Genomic DNA, 16,223 nt, shown 5'->3' on the forward strand with positions numbered 1-16,223 from the left:
AAGCGCCACCTGGTACGGGTGGCGCTTGCTGTTTTCAGGAAAATCAGAATATGGAGCCGTAGGCGGCGCAGCCTTCCCACCAGCCGAAGAAGTTGCGCAGCCGTTCGCTTTTGCGCTGTTTCTTGAGCAGCTTTCGGGCTCGGCGGGCCATATCAGGCGGCAACGGGGCCGGAATGGCCACTACATGCTTGCGCAGCGTGAGGTAGCGCCGGAAAACAAAGGTTTTGGCCAGGGCAAACGGACTCGGGGCGGTGGGCTGCATGGCTTTGGGAGATTGTACTAGGGTAATATACACCCATAACCTCCTATAAGTCAAGCGGAAGTTGTTTAATTACCCGCTGCTCGGGAGCTTCCCAGCGAATTTCGGTTATTCCTACGCACTGGTTTACTACCCCTCTTCGCCTCGCAAACCCCTAGCCGCCCTTTCACTTCCCTTTCCTCATGACCGATGCCGAATTCCACGATGCTATCCGGCGCGTACGGCGCTGGCACTGGCTGCACTACCTCTTGCAGGCCCTGCTCATGCTTGGCGTGGTAGCGGCTATGGGCAGCCAGCTGCAACCTCAGGCGGCCCGGCAGCCACAGGCACCTTCGGGGCTGGCGCTGGGTCTGCTGGGGGCCTTAGTGCCCGTGGTGGGTGGGATACTGTATTTGGTTGACCGGCGCCTGCGGCCCAACCTGAGGCGGCTGGCTGAGGAAAATCTGCGTATTTACAAGGGCCGTGTATTTCTGCGCGACAGTTTGCTGGGCTTGCTTGGGTTGCCTTTTCTGGTTTCGTACTTCCTTACCCGCGGAGTGCTGGAGCTGGTGGCGTGCGGTTTTCTGCTGGTGGTTTTGTGCTTGGTCACGGCGCCTTCGGCCAAAACCTACCAGCGCTGGCTGCTCAGCTAGGGTAGTTGGCGGCCCCAAGTGTCTGTTTTTGCTTGATTTTCTGATTCTCTTGTATGGCTTCTTCCTCTGACCTGCTTCCCGACTCACTTCTGCTCAACGGCCGCGAATTCCTCTACGCCGATATTCAGCAATACCCCGCCAACTCCCCCGCTGACCTGAATGGCTACGAGGCGCGGGTGCTGGACTTCTGCCGGCAATGGCTGAACGGAGCGCAGGAGTTTGGGCTGCAGACCTCGGGCTCTACGGGCACGCCTCAAACCGTGACCATGACGCGGCAGCAGCTGGAAGCCTCGGCCCGGCGCACCGGCGACTACTTCGACCTGGGCCCCGGCGACCGAATGCTGGTGTGCCTGAACTGTGAGTATGTGGGCGGCCTGATGATGCTGGTGCGGGCCTTTAAGCGCCGCATGCACCTCACCATTGTAGAGCCCCAAGCCAATCCGCTATCCCTTGTGCCCGCTCAAACCACCTTTGACTTCACCTCCTTTGTGCCCTTGCAGCTGCGGGCCGTGCTGGAAGCCGGCCACGCCCCGCGCCTAAATCAGATGAAAGGCATACTGGTGGGTGGCGCCGCCGTAGAGCGCAGCCTGGAGCGCCAGATCCAGGCGCTGACGGTGCCCGTGTACGTGACGTATGGCATGACGGAAACGGCCTCGCATATTGCCCTTCGCCGCCTCAACGGACCTAGTCCGGCCCCACATTACCAGGTGCTGCCTGGCATTGAGGTAGGGCAGGATGAGCGCGGCTGCCTTACCATCCGAGCCGATGTGACCCGTGGAGAGCTCATCACCACCAATGACCGGGTACACCTGCTCGATGCCCACCGCTTTGAATGGCTGGGCCGCGCCGATTTTGTGATAAACAGCGGCGGCGTGAAAGTGCAGGCCGAGAAAGTAGAGCTAGTGCTGGAAGTGGCTCTCATGGAGCTGGGCCTAAGCCGCCGAGCTTTTGTAGCTGGCCTGCCCGATCAGCGGCTGGGCGAGCAGGTAACGGCTTTTGTGGAAGGCGATGCACTAACGCCCGAGCAGCAGCATGCCTTGCAGGAGTTGCTAGGCCAGCGCCTGGGTAAGTATGAACAGCCCCGCGAACTGGTCTTTGTGCCACAGTTTCGCACAACAGCCTCCGGCAAGCTCGACCGCCTCAGCACCGTGCGAGAGGCTCACTAGGCATTGCTTGCGGGCAAACCGGGCTCGACGCCCGCCGCCTAGCCCTGCGTTTAAGCACAACCGCCCTGGGCCCCTACTGGGGTGGTTATGCTGCCAAGGGTTGGCTCTGAGAAGGCCCTAGTCAGGAAAAGTTCTGGTAAGCCCGATTTGCTTGGTGCGCGCTTTCTTGCTTTCGTTAAATTATGCGTTGATTTGTACAAGTTCTCCACTCTGCCTTGTATTAATGAAGCGCCCTCCCCTATCGGCGGCTGCCCTCTTGCTGATTGCTCAGCTGGGCGGCGGCTGTGCCAGCACCTCCCACACCACCGCTCCCCCCATCACGGCTGTTAGCAGCAGCCCCACCGAGGTAGCTCCCCAAGCACAGCTCGTAGCAACCGAAGCGCCAGCAGCACCCGCCACTCCGCCCTTTCAGGTAGTCACGGAGCAGTTCGCCGACCTGCGCATTCTGCGCTACCAAGTGCCCGGTTTCGAGGAGCTGGAACCCCGCCAGAAAGAGCTGCTGTACTACCTGTACGAGGCCGCCCTAAGTGGCCGCGACATCATCTACGACCAGAATTACAAGCACAACCTGCGTGTGCGCCGCACCCTGGAAGCCCTGTGGCCTGCCAACCAGGAGCGCCTGACGGCCAGCACCAATCAGCAGCAGATAGCCCAGGCCGGCAAGTTTGCTACTTACGCCAAGCGCGTGTGGTTCAGCAATGGTGTGCACCACCACTACAGCACCCGCAAGTTTGTGCCCGAGTGCACCCCGGCCTATTTCAAGGAGCTGATTTTTGCCACCGACTCCAAACTATTGCCCCTAGAGCCCGGCGAATCAGTTACCAAGTTTCTGGCCACGATGACGCCCATCTTGTTTGACGCGAATGTGGCCCCGAAACGCGTAAACCAGGAAGCTGGCAAAGACTTGGTGAAGACCTCCGCCAACAACTTCTATGAGGGCATGACCCAAACGGAAGTGGAAACGCTGTACAAGAAAAAAGCCAGCAAGAAAGACGCGCAGCCCGTTTCCTACGGCCTCAACTCGAAGCTGATAAAGGACAAGCAAAACCGCCTGATTGAACGCGTGTGGCACACCGAAGGCATGTACGGCCAGGCCCTCACGAAAGTGGTGTACTGGCTGACCAAGGCCGTGGAAGTAGCCGAAAACCCCGAACAGAAGCTGGCGCTGCAAAAGCTCATCGAGTTTTACCAGACCGGCGACCTGAAAAAATGGGATGAGTACAACATTGCCTGGGTGCACGATACCAAGTCGCGCACAGATGTAGTGAACGGCTTTATTGAGGTGTACGGCGACCCACTAGGTTACCGCGCAGCTTATGAGTCGGTGGTATCGTTCAAGGACCTGGAAGCCACCAAGCGCATCAAGGCCATCGGCGACGAGGCCCAGTGGTTTGAAGATAACTCCACCATCAAGCCTGAGCACAAGAAGCAGAATGTCGTTGGGATTACGGCCAAAGTAATTACCGTGGTAGTAGAAGCCGGCGACGCCGCTCCCAATACGCCTATCGGCATCAACCTGCCCAATGCCACCTGGATTCGGAAAGAGCACGGCTCTAAATCAGTCAACCTAGGCAACATTGTGGATGCCTACGGCCTGGCCGATGCCGGTGGCCTGCTAGATGAGTTTGCGTTTGATGAGGCCGAAAAGCAGCGCGCCCGCCAATACGCGGCGCTGGCCGGCAAGCTCCACACCGACATGCACGAGGTAATCGGGCACGCATCGGGGCAGATCAACAAAGGCGTGGGCACTCCCAAAGAAACCCTGAAAAGCTACGCCTCAGCGCTGGAAGAAGCCCGCGCCGACCTAGTAGCGCTTTATTATCTCCCCGACCCCAAGCTAACCCAGCTGGGCGTGGTGCCCTCCGCCGACGTAGCCAAAGCCGAGTATGACAACTACATCCGCAACGGCCTGATGACGCAGCTGGTGCGCCTCCAACTCGGTGAAACCGTAGAAGAAGCTCACATGCGCAACCGCCAGATGGTAGCGAAATGGGCTTTCGAGAAAGGTAGCAAAGACAACGTCATCGAGAAGATAACCCGCGACGGCAACACGTATTTCCGGGTGAACGACTACGGGAAGCTACGCGGCCTGTTTGGGCAGCTACTGCGCGAGCTCCAGCGCATCACCAGCGAGGGGGACTATGCGGCCGGCAAAAACCTAATTGAAACCTACGGCGTGAAGGTTGACCCAGCCCTGCACAAGGAAGTGCTGGCTCGCTACTCAAAGCTCAACATTGCCCCCTACGCTGGCTTCATCCAGCCCAAGCTGGTGCCCGTACTGCAGGACGGTAAAGTGGTGGACGTGAAAGTGGAATACCCCACTGACTTCTCGCAGCAGATGCTGGAATACGGCCGCAAGTACCGGTTGCTGCCCAACTACAACTAACCTAGATTCTAAAATACAGGGAAAGAGCCGGTACCACTACCACATCTTTCCCTGTAACTTTTGCCCGCCACTCCAGATCCTCGTCTAACTTCTCCAACCATTCACCTCATGAAACACCTTTTCTCCACGCTGCTGCTGGCCACACTGCTGGGCTCGGCGGCACACGTTCAGGCACAGTCGGCTCCGGCAGCAGTGCGCCCTATGCAGGCCGAGCCTGTTCGGTACGAGTTCTGCGAACTGATGCGCACGGGCGCCATTAACCTGGGCAAAGCCGAAAAAGAAAAAAGCGGCGACATCTTCGTTGACTTCGGCTACGGCTACGAGAAGCTGGGCGGCTCGGAGCAGGTAGTGCGCGAGGCCGGCAAAATTCAGGTGTTTGCTACCACTATCAGCGCCCTCAACTACATGGGCAGCCTGGGCTGGGAAATTGTGCAGATTATGGAGCACCCCATTAACTACACCAAAGGTGAGCCTAGCGAATATGTGCGTCGCTATGTGCTGCGCCGCCCTACCTCGGCTAAAGCCATAGGCGCCGCGCGCTAACGGCAACATCTGCTCCCTCTGAAGCAGCCTCGCCCGGCATCTGGCTACAAAGCTAGGCGCCGGGCGAGGCTGTTTTTAGGCGCGGCCCGACGGGTGCGCAGCCGTTCCTTTTACTGGCGTACAAACTGGTTTTACTAGGGTTGCGGGGCGGGCAAAGGGGTAACGGGTGGCGGGTCTTCGCGAAGTCCGCGCTGCGAAAACAAGCGCTGCCGCCCCCTAACCACCCGAATAAAGTCGCTCAGAAAAAGCTTAACCCGCCCGAAGAAAATGACGCCGCTCATTTCATCCTCGGGCTGCTGGCCCGCCGCTATGGCCTGCCGATACCCTGCTCCGGCACCCACCCCAATCCACCGAAATACCCGGTAATGGGCCGCAATAGAGGGCTCTACCATAAATAGCACTTCGTTGTTGGTTCGGCGCACGCCGCCATCCGGAAAGTAGTATTTAGTATAGTAGCTGCCCGCGCCCAGCTGCAAGGGCGTACTCAGCTCCCAGCGCTTGTTCCCGATGAACACGTACTCGCCATACGCCACCACATAGCGAAACCGGACCTCGTCGCGGGTACCAGCTGGCGTCCCGATGGGCTGCGCAATACGCGTTGGTACGCCTCCAGAAAGCCGGTACAGACCTATGCCTGCCCGCCAACGGCCGCGCCATTCTATACCGCCTTTTATTCCGTTGATTCCAACTACTTTGCCATTCAGAATAGAGAACCTCTGATCAAACTGAAACACCGGCCGGCGGTGCGCCTGGCGCACAAAGGTACTATCAGCAAGTGCCCAGGCGGTTTGGCCGGGCAGTAGGGCTAGCGGGATAGATAAGGCAAACAAACGGGATAGACAGGCGGCATTCACGGCACAAAAATACGTTCTCCGGCGAGGAAATCAGGGGCATGGCATTTTGGCTCACCACATGCCCTAGTACGGTTGACCCGGTGTAACGGCGGTTTCACCCCGTTTTACCCTGACAAACACCTCCATTATCTCCATGTTTACGGCGTCATCCGCTACTAGGTCTATATGGTACTGCAACCCGACGTTCTGTTTTCGCTGGCTAACCCCGTTGCTATGCTGGGTTGGGCCTTGCTGGTGCTGGCGCCACGCTGGTACGTAACGCAGCGCCTAGTACTGAGCGGGGCCCTGCCACTCCTGCTGGCCGCGGCGTATGCCCTCCTAATTGGCTTGCACTATATTGGGCCTCATGGTTCCGAAGGTGGGTTTAGCTCTTTGGCCGGGGTAGCAGCCTTGTTCCGCAACCCGTGGGCGCTGCTGGCGGGCTGGGTGCATTACCTGTGCTTCGATTTGTGCCTCGGCATCTGGGAAAGCCTCGATGCGCGGCGGCGCGGGGTGCCGCACTTGCTGCTCGTGCCGTGCCTTCTGCTCACGTTCTTGTTTGGGCCAGTGGGGCTGCTTCTGTACTCTTTGGTGCGGCGTTTTTATGGCCGCGATGTTGCTACTTCCGCCTCCTCTGCCACGCGTTAGTTTTCCGTCGCCATGTCTACTTTCCTACCCTTGAAAACAACCTCAACCGGTACCCTGCGCCCTTTATCCCGGCACGTGGCGTTACCGCTGGCCTATGCCGCCGACTGGCTTCGGGTGCTGCACCGCGTGAATCCGGTGTTGTCGGGGGCGGGTTGGCTGCACGTAGGGTTTCTGCTGTTGGCCATCGTGCTTTTGCCCTTCGACCATCGGTTGGTGACAGGCGTACCGGTGTGGGTGAAGCCCCTGAAGTTTGCCCTATCGGGCCTCCTCTACCTCTGGACGCTGGCCTGGCTGCTGGCCGATCTGCCCTCCCAGGCCCAACGCGCCGTGCGCCGCATCAGCTGGGGAGTAGGCCTGAGCATGGTGGTTGAAATGGTGTGCATTTCGGGCCAGGCCGCACGGGGCACCACCTCCCACTACAACATCGCCAGCACCTTCGATATGCTGGTTTTCAACCTGATGGGCGTGTTCATCCTGCTGAATACCGTGCTTACCATGTGGGCCGTGTACTTGGTGTGGCGACACCGCCCGCACGGCCCCGCTGGCTACGTATGGGGCGTGCGCCTAGGCTTGTTGCTCTTCCTTATTGGAAGCGTGCTCGGTGGCATGATGATTCACCTCAACCAGCACACGGTGGGCGCCCCCGATGGTGGCCCCGGCCTCCCCGGCCTCGGCTGGAGCACCCGCGCCGGCGACCTGCGCATCGCCCACTTCCTAGGCCTGCACGCCTTACAAGCCGTGCCGTTGCTAGGGTGGCTTCTGGCCCGAACCGTGCCTAGTCGAGCGGTGCTACTCACGTGGCTAGGGGCGTTGCTCTATGCCGGCTTGGTGGCGGCATTGTTTATACAGGCCGTGCACGGGTTGCCCCTGTTTTAGAGGCAGGATATGTAGGTAGATAGGATATATAGGCCCTCATTCCGAGCGCAGTCGAGGAATCTCGCGTGCTGACGTCAGGATTACCATTGCAACGTCAGCACGCGAGATTCCTCGACTGCGCTCGAAATGACGGCCTGTTTAATGACGTTCTATTTTACTTCGTCCTGTACCCTCCTCACTATTCACCACGTCATCCTCCTACTTCAACTGCTTGAATTTGCGCTGGATCACCTCCTGCACCGGCACGTTTTCGATTTTGCTTTCGAGCCAGGAAATGATATCGAGGTAGAGAAAAGGCCGGCGCTCAAAAGGGTTTTCGGCAATGCGCACGAGCTTGTCTTTGAGCTGGATAAAGGCCTCTTTTAGCTGAGAAGGAGCCACATCGCCGAGGTTGCGCAAGAACTGGAAGATGGCTTCCTGCATCTGCTGCTGGTCGTTCATTTTGCCCAGGAAACGGTACACCGAGCGGATTTGGTAATCCAGCGCTTCGTCGCGGCCGGCTTCGTAGTGGGCAATCAGGTTCAGAATGCGGGCAAAGCACTGAATGTCTTCGCGCAGGCTCGCCTCCTTGAAATAGATAACCTTATTAAGGTACTCAATGGCCTTATCGGGCTGGCCACTGCCGAAGTAAAGGCTGGCAATTTTATAGTAGAACACCAACCGCCGGTGCGAGTCGAGCTGAATGCGGAAGTGGTCCAGCTTTTCTAGCAACTCCGGAATGATGGTGAGGCCCTCCGTGAACTGCCCGCGCATGAAATACCCATTGAGCCGGTTCGTGTAGATGTACAGGAACAGCAGCATTTCAATGTTCGGGTTCGAGTACCGGTTGGGGTCGGCAGCGTAGGCCTCCAGTTGCGCTAGCACCTGCTCAAATTTGCTGTAATACAGCATATTGTGAGCCGTAATCAACAGGTTGTGTAGGCCTTTGATGTACAACATGGCCTGCTGCTCCCGCATAAGAGGGTTGTTCTCAAACAGATCTACCCATTTCTGCGCATAGCGGAAGCACAGCCGGAAGTTCTGTGTGATGGTGTAGTACCAGACATGGGCCTGGTAGTAATACAGTTGCTCATAAAAGCCCGCTTCCCGCGGGTCCATTGCAGGCAAACCGTCGCGGAAGTAGGCCGTTATTTTCTCGTAGTCCTGCTGATTGCGGGTGTGCCCGATTTTGAGGTATCGACCGTACATGCGAAGCGCCAGGTTGGACAGTTCGTGCTCCTGCGAAACGTGCGCTACAGTACTGGTCGCCTCGTCCGATAACTCCCGCGCCCGTCCACGCAAGCTGCGCGTGATATACTGTCCTTCAATTAGCTTCTCAAAATCAAGGGCTAGTAGTACAATGTGCTGCATTTCGGCCTGCCGCGCTGAGGCTTTCACTTTTTCCAGCATGCGTAGGCTCTGCTGATAGAGGCCCCGATTGTAAAGCACCCGGGCATAATCAAGTTGCTCCCGCAGCTGAATATCGAGGTTGTGACTGGCGTGGTACATGCGCAAACTCGACAGCAACTGCCGGTACAAGTTCGCCTTTAGGTTGGCTACTTGCACTTTCTTAATGGCTGGCACCTGGGCCAGCACGCGCTCCTCATCGTACTTCTCCTGCCCGTCCAACGCATCGAAAAGCTGCAGGAACTTCAGCCCATCAGTGGAGCCCTGCCGGTTGGCAAACAGCCGGAAGTGCCGCTTTTCAGTGCGGGTCAGGGTCTTGATTAATTGAAAAACCGGATCGGAATTTTCGTTGGGCATCGTATTTGGGGAAAATACAAGTTATTATCTATCAATATTTTACCGAATAAAAACCAAATATTAGAAATAGTAGTGAAGTAAGAAAAACGTTTTAAGGCTTAGCATAAGCTAGTGTACTTGCGCTCATCAATAGAGCGTAAAGATGATATGCCTGAGCACTTTTCCACTTCTTGGTCCGCAATATTTCTTCCTCTTGTAACGGCCGGCTGGCGAGCCATACTTACGCAGGCCACACCTTCCGGAGATACTATTAGCGGCTGCTACTCTCTCCAAAGAATTGCAGCAAACCAAGGCTCCGGTAGGCCACTCCCTCTGCCCTCTTCCTCTTTTCACTTTCGATTTCCATGACCTCTGTTTTCCGCCTCATCCAGCTAGTCATTATTCTGCCACTGCCGGGCTGAAAGGAAGCGCATTGTCCTGTTTCGACTAGCCTTTCTCAGCCCCACGCTCGGAAAGGCTTTTTCATAGCCAGTTTTTCTCCCTTAGCTCTCCTACTACCATGTATTTCACTAGTAACACAGTTGCCTTTCTAGATGGCGAGTTCGTGCCGGCTGAGCAGGCTACCTGCGGCGTGTATGCCCAATCCTTGCACTACGGCTACTCCGTATTCGAGGGAATCAGAGCCTACAATACGCCGGCCGGAACCCGCATTTTCAAGGCAGAGGAGCACTACGAGCGGCTGCATTACTCGTGTAAGAGTATTGGGCTGCCGCTGGAGTATTCGGTAGAGGAGCTCACGCGCATCAGCTATGAAGTACTGGAACGCAACAACCTGACGGATGCGTACATCCGGCCGCTGGTGTTTGCCGCTACCCCCAACATGAGCCTGAAAGCCGCCACCACTAGCAACCTGCTGATTGCGGTGTGGGAATGGGGCAAATACCTAGGCGACCAGAGCCTGCGCCTCACCATCTCGCCCTATGAGCGACCCAACCCCAAAGCGGTTCCTATCGAAGCCAAAGTAGGCGGCCACTATGTTAACTCCATTATTGCCAGCACAGAGGCCAAGGGCCGCGGCTATGACGAGGCCCTGCTGCTAGACATGAACGGTTACGTGGCGGAAGGGCCGGGTGCCAACTTCTTCTTCGAGCGCGACGGCGAGCTGTACACGGCTCCACAGGGCAGCATTCTGCGCGGCATTACCCGCAATACCATTATCGATCTGGCCCGCGAGGCTGGCATCACGGTGCATGAGAAATTCTTTAAGCCAGAGGAGCTGCACACTGCTTCAGCGGCCTTCATGACGGGCACCGCGGCCGAGGTTATCGGTATTGCTTCGGTGGATGATGTGGTGTTTGAAAAGTCGTTCCAGCACTCCATCGGCGGCATGCTCGCCGGCCACTACCACGCTCTTGTAACGGGGCAAGCGGTGAGCCGCAACGCCAGCTACGCGGAGCAACGGTAGGTAGTGGCCTAGAAGCCAAAACCAACCAAAAAGAACGTCATACTGAGCGGAGCCGAAGCATCTCTACCACTTCCCAAGAACGTCATGTCGAGCTTGTCGAGACATCTCGCGTGCTGACGTTGCTAGGCCACTCCAACGATTCGAGCAAGATGTCTCGACAAGCTCGACATGACGTTCTTTTTCTCCGATAAAACAGCACAAACACCCCGCCGCAATGACCCTGAACAAATACAGCCGCATCTACACCCAGGACGACAGCCTGCCGGCGTCCCAAGCCATGCTCATTGGCTCAGGGCTTTCGGATGCTGATTTGCACAAGCCGTTTGTGGGCATTTGCTCCACGGGCTTTGAGGGCAATACCTGCAACATGCACCTCAATGGCCTCGCCGACCAGGTGAAAGTGGGCGTGCAAGAGCAAGGCTTGGTGGGGCTGCGGTTTAACACGATTGGGGTCAGCGACGGAATTACCAACGGCACGGCAGGCATGCGCTACTCCTTGGTTTCTAGGGAAATCATTGCCGATTCTATTGAAGCCATGGCTGGGGCGCACAACTACGACGCGCTGGCCTGCGTGATGGGCTGCGATAAGAATATGCCCGGTGCCCTCATTGCCATGGCACGGCTTAACCGGCCCTCCCTGATGGTGTATGGAGGCACGATCAAGGGCGGCACGTTTAAGGGGCAGCAGCTCAACATTGTGTCGTGCTTTGAGGCCTACGGCAAGAAGCTGCAGGGGCAGATATCGGACGAGGATTACAAGGGCATCATCCACAACGCCTGCCCGGGTCCGGGGGCGTGTGGGGGCATGTACACAGCCAACACCATGGCGGCGGCCATTGAAACGCTGGGCATGAGCGTCCCGTTTTCCTCGTCCTCCCCGGCAGTGAGCCAGGAAAAGCAGCAGGAGTGCCTCACGGCCGGCTCCTACCTGCGCCGCCTGCTCGAACTCGACCTCAAGCCCCGCGACATTCTGGTGCGAGAGGCTTTTGAAAATGCCCTGGTAATGACCACCGTACTCGGCGGCTCTACCAATGCGGTGCTTCACCTGATTGCCATTGCCCACGCTGCCGGCGTGCACCTTACTATGGAAGACTTTCAGGCGGTAAGCAACCGCACGCCGGTGCTGGCCGACCTCAAGCCCAGTGGCAAGTATTTAATGGAAGACCTCTCGGCCCTGGGCGGTGTGCCGGCCGTGATGAAAACCTTGCTCAACCTAGGCCTGCTCCACGGCGACCTGCTGACGGTAACGGGCCAAACCCTGGCCGAAAACCTCGCCAACGTGCAGCCATTGGGTGCCGAGCAGGATTTGCTGCGCCCCCTGGACAACCCCATCAAAGCCGATGGCCATATTCAGATTCTGTATGGCAATCTGGCCGAGAAAGGCGCCGTGGCCAAAATCACGGGGAAAGAAGGCCTGCGGTTTGAAGGTCCGGCCATTGTGTTCAACTCCGAAGAAGAGCTGAACGAAGGCATCACGCAGGGTAAGATTCAGCCGGGTCACGTGGTCGTGATTCGCTATGTGGGGCCCAAGGGCGGACCCGGCATGCCGGAAATGCTCAAGCCTACCTCGGCCATCATTGGCGCTGGCCTAGGCGACAAGGTGGCGCTCATTACAGACGGCCGTTTCTCAGGTGGCACGCACGGCTTCGTGATTGGCCACGTCTGCCCCGAGGCCTACGATGGCGGCACCATCGCGCTGGTGGAAGATGGCGACTGGATTGTGCTGGACGCCGGCACCAACACTATAGATGTGCAAGTAGATGACGCCTTGCTGGAGCTACGCCGCCAGCAGTGGCAGCGGCCCCGGCCCAACGTGCAACAAGGCGTGCTGCTGAAGTATATCCGCACGGTCAGCGACGCGAGCCGCGGCTGTATCACCGATTACCAGGAAGACCATGTACTTGAACCCACAACCCCAGCCCGCGCCAACCTCGCCTGAAACGGCCGTAGCCACGGCGGAGCCTAGCACCCAAACGCTTTCGGGGGCGCAGGCTACGCTGCACGCGCTGCTGGCGGAGGGCGTGGACACTGTGTTCGGCTACCCTGGCGGCGCTATCATCCCGATTTATGATGCGCTCTACGACTTCAAGGAGCAGCTGAACCACGTGCTGGTGCGCCATGAGCAGGGCGGCATTCACGCGGCCCAGGGCTATGCGCGTTCGTCGGGCAAGGTGGGTGTAGTCTTCGCGACCAGTGGCCCCGGCGCTACCAACCTCGTAACTGGCCTAGCCGACGCCCAGATTGACAGCACGCCACTAGTGTGCATTACGGGGCAGGTATTTGCACATTTGCTGGGCACCGATGCCTTCCAGGAAACCGACATCATCAACATCACTACCCCGGTTACCAAGTGGAACCACCAGGTAACGGACGCGAGTGAGATTCCGGAGGTACTGGCCAAAGCCTTCTACATCGCGCGCAGCGGTAGGCCTGGTCCGGTGCTGATTGATATCACCAAAAACGCTCAGATTCAGAAAGCTGACTTTGAGCCGTACCAACCCTGCACGCACATCCGCAGCTATAGGCCTAGGCCACTTATTCGGCACGAGTACGTGGCGCAGGCAGCCGCCCTCATCAACCAAGCCAAGCGGCCGTTTGTGCTCTGGGGCCAAGGCGTATTGCTAGGCCAGGCCGAGCAGGAATTCAAGCAGTTTATTGAGAAAAGCGGCATTCCAGCCGCCTGGACCATTCTTGGCGCTGGCGCCCTACCCACCGGCCACCCGCTAAACGTGGGCATGCTAGGCATGCACGGCAACTATGGCCCTAACGTGCTGACCAACGAGTGCGACGTGCTCATTGCCATCGGGATGCGCTTCGACGACCGGGTAACGGGCCGCTTGGATAAATATGCCAAGCAAGCCCAAATCATTCACCTCGACATCGACCCCACGGAAATCGATAAGAACGTGAAGGCCACCGTGCCGGTGTGGGGCGACTGCAAGGAAACCCTACCTATGCTCACTGAGCTACTGGAAGCCCGCACCTACCCCGAGTGGCGGCAACGATTTATGGAGCACGACGCCGAAGAAATAGCCGCCGTCATTCAGGATGAGCTGTTCCCGACCTCCGACGAGTTGACTATGGGCGAAGTAATTCAGCAGCTGAATGAGCTGACCCAAGGTGAGGCCATCATCGTGACTGATGTAGGTCAGCACCAGATGGTAGCTTGCCGCTACGCCAAGCTCAATCACACCCGCAGCAACATTACCAGCGGTGGCCTAGGCACCATGGGCTTTGCTCTACCGGCCGCCATCGGGGCCAAGTTTGGTGCACCGGAGCGCACGGTAGTAGCTGTTATCGGCGACGGAGGCATTCAGATGACGATTCAGGAGTTGGGCACCATCATGCAGACCGGCGTCAATGTGAAGATTTTGCTGCTCAATAACCAGTTTTTGGGCATGGTGCGCCAGTGGCAGGAGATGTTCCACGACCGGCGCTACTCCTTCGTGGATATTGCCAGCCCCGATTACGTGACCGTGGCCCGTGGCTACAGCATTGCCGGCCGCCGCGTAGACAGCCGCCCCGAGTTGCAACCAGCCCTGCGCGAAATGCTGGAGCACCCCGGCTCCTTCCTGCTGGAAGTAATGGTGACGAAGGAGAACAACATCTTCCCCATGGTGCCGCAAGGCTGCGGAGTAAGTGAAATCCGACTGAAATAGAACGCGGTCCGACAGATCAAAAAAAGAACGTCATGCTGAGCGCAGCCGAAGCATCTCTACCGCTGACTAATTACTGGACTAAGCCTCTACAACGAAGCGCAAGAGATGCTTCGACAGGCTCAGCAGAAAGGCTTAGTAGCTACCCCTTATAACCATGAATCAGCAACCCATCGAACGGCAGGAGTACAACATCACGGCCTACACCGAGAATCAGGTGGGACTGCTGAACCGCATTGCCATCATTTTCTCTCGGCGCAAAATCAACATCGAGAGTCTCAACACGTCGCCTTCGGAAGTTGAAGGCATTCACCGCTTCAATATTGTGGTGGTGGAAACCGAGGAGGTAGTGCGCAAAATTGCCCGGCAGATTGAAAAGCAGATCGAGGTGCTGAAGGTGTACTTCAATACCAACGAGGACGTGATCTGGCAGGAAATGGCGCTGTACAAAGTCCCCACCGACGTTATTGCCGAGCGCGTGATTGTGGAGCGACTGCTACGGGAACATGGCGCCCGCGTTGTGGTGATTCGGAAAGACTACACGGTATTCGAAACCACTGGCCACCGTGAGGAAACCGACAAACTTCTATCCGTTTTGGCCCCCTATGGCCTCATTGAGTTTGTGCGCTCGGCCCGCATTGCCATCATCAAAAACAGCCAAGGCTTCCACCATAAACTCCGCGAGTTTGAGCGAGTGGAACCCAGCCACGAGGTCAGTGAAAACGACTACCTCAACAGCCGCGACAAAGTGTTCACGATGTGAAAACACCCGCCATCGTGAGCAAAAAGAACGTCATGCTGAGCGGAGTCGAAGCATCTCTACTGCTTCGTTGTAGAGGTCTAGGCCTGGTAGTTAGTCAGAGGTAAAGATGCTTCGACTCCGCTCAGCATGACGGCCTGAAAACCAACAAAACGACATTTTCATCTTCCAACCCAATACCCAACATCATGGCAACCATCAATTTTGGCGGCGTAGAAGAGCACGTAGTGACCCGCGACGAATTTCCTTTAGAGAAAGCCCGGGCTATTCTGAAAGACGAAACCATTGCCGTGATTGGCTACGGCGTGCAGGGCCCCGGCCAGGCACTAAACCTGCGCGACAACGGCTTCAACGTCATCATCGGGCAGCGCCGCGACTCCGCCTCTTGGAGTAAGGCCGAGGCCGATGGTTGGGTAGAAGGCGAAACGCTGTTCGACATTGAGGAAGCAGCAGAACGCGGCACCATCATCGCCAACCTACTTTCCGATGCCGGCCAGATTGCGGTGTGGCCTACGCTGAAAGCCAAGCTGACGCCCGGCAAAACACTGTACTTCTCGCACGGCTTCGGCATCACCTTCAACGACCAAACCGGCATCGTTCCGCCCGCTGATGTGGACGTGGTATTGGTAGCCCCCAAGGGTAGCGGCACCAGCCTGCGCCGCCTGTTTGTGGCGGGTGGTGGCCTGAACTCGTCGTTTGCGGTATTCCAGGATGCTACCGGACAGGCCTACGAAAAGGCCATTGCCCTCGGCATTGGCGTTGGCTCAGGCTACCTATTTGAAACCGACTTCAAGCGCGAAGTCTACTCCGACCTCACTGGTGAGCGGGGCGTGCTGATGGGCGCATTGGCGGGCATCATCGAGGCTCAATATCAAGTGCTGCGCCAGCGCGGCCATTCCCCTTCCGAAGCCTTCAACGAAACCGTAGAAGAACTCACCCAAAGCCTCGTGCCACTAGTTGGCGAAAACGGCATGGACTGGATGTTCAGCAACTGCTCCGTAACCGCCCAGCGCGGCGCCCTCGACTGGAAAGGCCGCTTCCGCGACGCTACCCTGCCCGTTCTCAACGAACTCTACGACAGCGTGGCCTCCGGCCAGGAAGCCGCCCGTACTATCCAGCGCGGCTCTACCCCCGGCTACCGCAAGGAGTTGGAAGCGGAACTGAAGGAAGTACGCGATTCGGAGCTGTGGCAGACGGGCGCCACGGTGCGCGAGCTACGCTCCAAAGCCACCGAGAAGGTAGAAGAACTAAGCTAACTACATTACTGAATCTAGAAGAACGTCATGTCTCGCTCCGGTCGACATGACGTTCTTTTT

General features: G+C 57.7%; 14 protein-coding genes. 11 read left to right on the forward strand and 3 right to left on the reverse strand.

Annotation, left to right across the window (positions count from 1 at the left end; translation table 11 throughout):
* Positions 1 to 43: 43 nt before the first annotated feature.
* Entirely contained in the window at positions 44 to 262 is a 219-nt protein-coding gene (locus ACYVHC_RS15470) for a hypothetical protein (protein ID WP_460614680.1), read from the reverse strand.
* 179 nt (positions 263 to 441) lie between these two features.
* Between ACYVHC_RS15470 and ACYVHC_RS15475 the strand changes: the two genes are divergently transcribed.
* The 4 genes from ACYVHC_RS15475 to ACYVHC_RS15490 all read left to right on the forward strand — a co-directional run bounded on the left by ACYVHC_RS15475 (position 442) and on the right by ACYVHC_RS15490 (position 4,986).
* Entirely contained in the window at positions 442 to 891 is a 450-nt protein-coding gene (locus ACYVHC_RS15475) for a hypothetical protein (RefSeq protein WP_460614681.1), read from the forward strand.
* Between the two features lie 53 nt (positions 892 to 944).
* Positions 945 to 2,057, forward strand: a complete 1,113-nt coding sequence (locus tag ACYVHC_RS15480; protein ID WP_460614682.1) for an acyl-CoA synthetase family protein — start codon at positions 945 to 947, stop codon at positions 2,055 to 2,057.
* A gap of 223 nt (positions 2,058 to 2,280) precedes the next feature.
* On the forward strand, positions 2,281 to 4,443 hold the full coding sequence (locus ACYVHC_RS15485; RefSeq protein WP_460614683.1) for a M49 family metallopeptidase: 2,163 nt from the start codon (positions 2,281 to 2,283) through the stop codon (positions 4,441 to 4,443).
* Positions 4,444 to 4,551: 108 nt separating this feature from the next.
* Positions 4,552 to 4,986: a hypothetical protein gene (locus ACYVHC_RS15490; RefSeq protein ID WP_460614684.1), complete on the forward strand. Its 435-nt coding sequence runs from the start codon at positions 4,552 to 4,554 to the stop codon at positions 4,984 to 4,986.
* 134 nt (positions 4,987 to 5,120) lie between these two features.
* On the opposite strand, the gene ACYVHC_RS15495 is transcribed toward ACYVHC_RS15490, so the two are convergent.
* Entirely contained in the window at positions 5,121 to 5,840 is a 720-nt protein-coding gene (locus ACYVHC_RS15495) for a hypothetical protein (protein ID WP_460614685.1), read from the reverse strand.
* 165 nt (positions 5,841 to 6,005) lie between these two features.
* On the opposite strand from ACYVHC_RS15495, the gene ACYVHC_RS15500 reads away from it, so the two are divergent.
* Together ACYVHC_RS15500 and ACYVHC_RS15505 are read left to right on the forward strand one after the other, a co-directional pair.
* A complete protein-coding gene (locus ACYVHC_RS15500; RefSeq protein ID WP_460614686.1) occupies positions 6,006 to 6,467 on the forward strand; it encodes an ABA4-like family protein in 462 nt (153 codons plus the stop codon).
* 30 nt (positions 6,468 to 6,497) lie between these two features.
* On the forward strand, positions 6,498 to 7,343 hold the full coding sequence (locus ACYVHC_RS15505; protein ID WP_460614687.1) for a hypothetical protein: 846 nt from the start codon (positions 6,498 to 6,500) through the stop codon (positions 7,341 to 7,343).
* Positions 7,344 to 7,541: 198 nt separating this feature from the next.
* Here ACYVHC_RS15505 and ACYVHC_RS15510 read toward each other — a convergent pair whose 3' ends face one another.
* Positions 7,542 to 9,086, reverse strand: coding sequence for a hypothetical protein (locus tag ACYVHC_RS15510; RefSeq protein ID WP_460614688.1), 1,545 nt, complete (start codon positions 9,084 to 9,086; stop codon positions 7,542 to 7,544).
* A 499-nt stretch (positions 9,087 to 9,585) separates the two neighbouring features.
* Here ACYVHC_RS15510 and ACYVHC_RS15515 point away from each other — a divergent pair, with 499 nt between their 5' ends.
* The 5 genes from ACYVHC_RS15515 to ilvC all read left to right on the forward strand — a co-directional run bounded on the left by ACYVHC_RS15515 (position 9,586) and on the right by ilvC (position 16,163).
* The gene (locus ACYVHC_RS15515) at positions 9,586 to 10,491 is read left to right on the forward strand and encodes an aminotransferase class IV (RefSeq protein WP_460614689.1); all 906 of its coding nucleotides are present in this window, start codon (positions 9,586 to 9,588) and stop codon (positions 10,489 to 10,491) included.
* Positions 10,492 to 10,705: 214 nt separating this feature from the next.
* Complete coding sequence (gene ilvD, locus ACYVHC_RS15520) at positions 10,706 to 12,430, forward strand: dihydroxy-acid dehydratase (RefSeq protein WP_460614690.1); 1,725 nt, start codon at positions 10,706 to 10,708, stop codon at positions 12,428 to 12,430.
* Positions 12,387 to 14,150 (forward strand): thiamine pyrophosphate-binding protein, encoded by a 1,764-nt coding sequence (gene ilvB / locus ACYVHC_RS15525; protein WP_460614691.1) that lies wholly within the window; start codon positions 12,387 to 12,389, stop codon positions 14,148 to 14,150. Before ilvD ends, ilvB begins: the two co-directional genes overlap by 44 nt.
* A 154-nt stretch (positions 14,151 to 14,304) precedes the next feature.
* Entirely contained in the window at positions 14,305 to 14,910 is a 606-nt protein-coding gene (gene ilvN / locus ACYVHC_RS15530) for an acetolactate synthase small subunit (RefSeq protein ID WP_460614692.1), read from the forward strand.
* Between the two features lie 185 nt (positions 14,911 to 15,095).
* A complete protein-coding gene (ilvC, locus tag ACYVHC_RS15535; protein WP_460614694.1) occupies positions 15,096 to 16,163 on the forward strand; it encodes a ketol-acid reductoisomerase in 1,068 nt (355 codons plus the stop codon).
* Positions 16,164 to 16,223: the final 60 nt, after the last annotated feature.

The organism is Hymenobacter seoulensis (genome assembly GCF_054780535.1).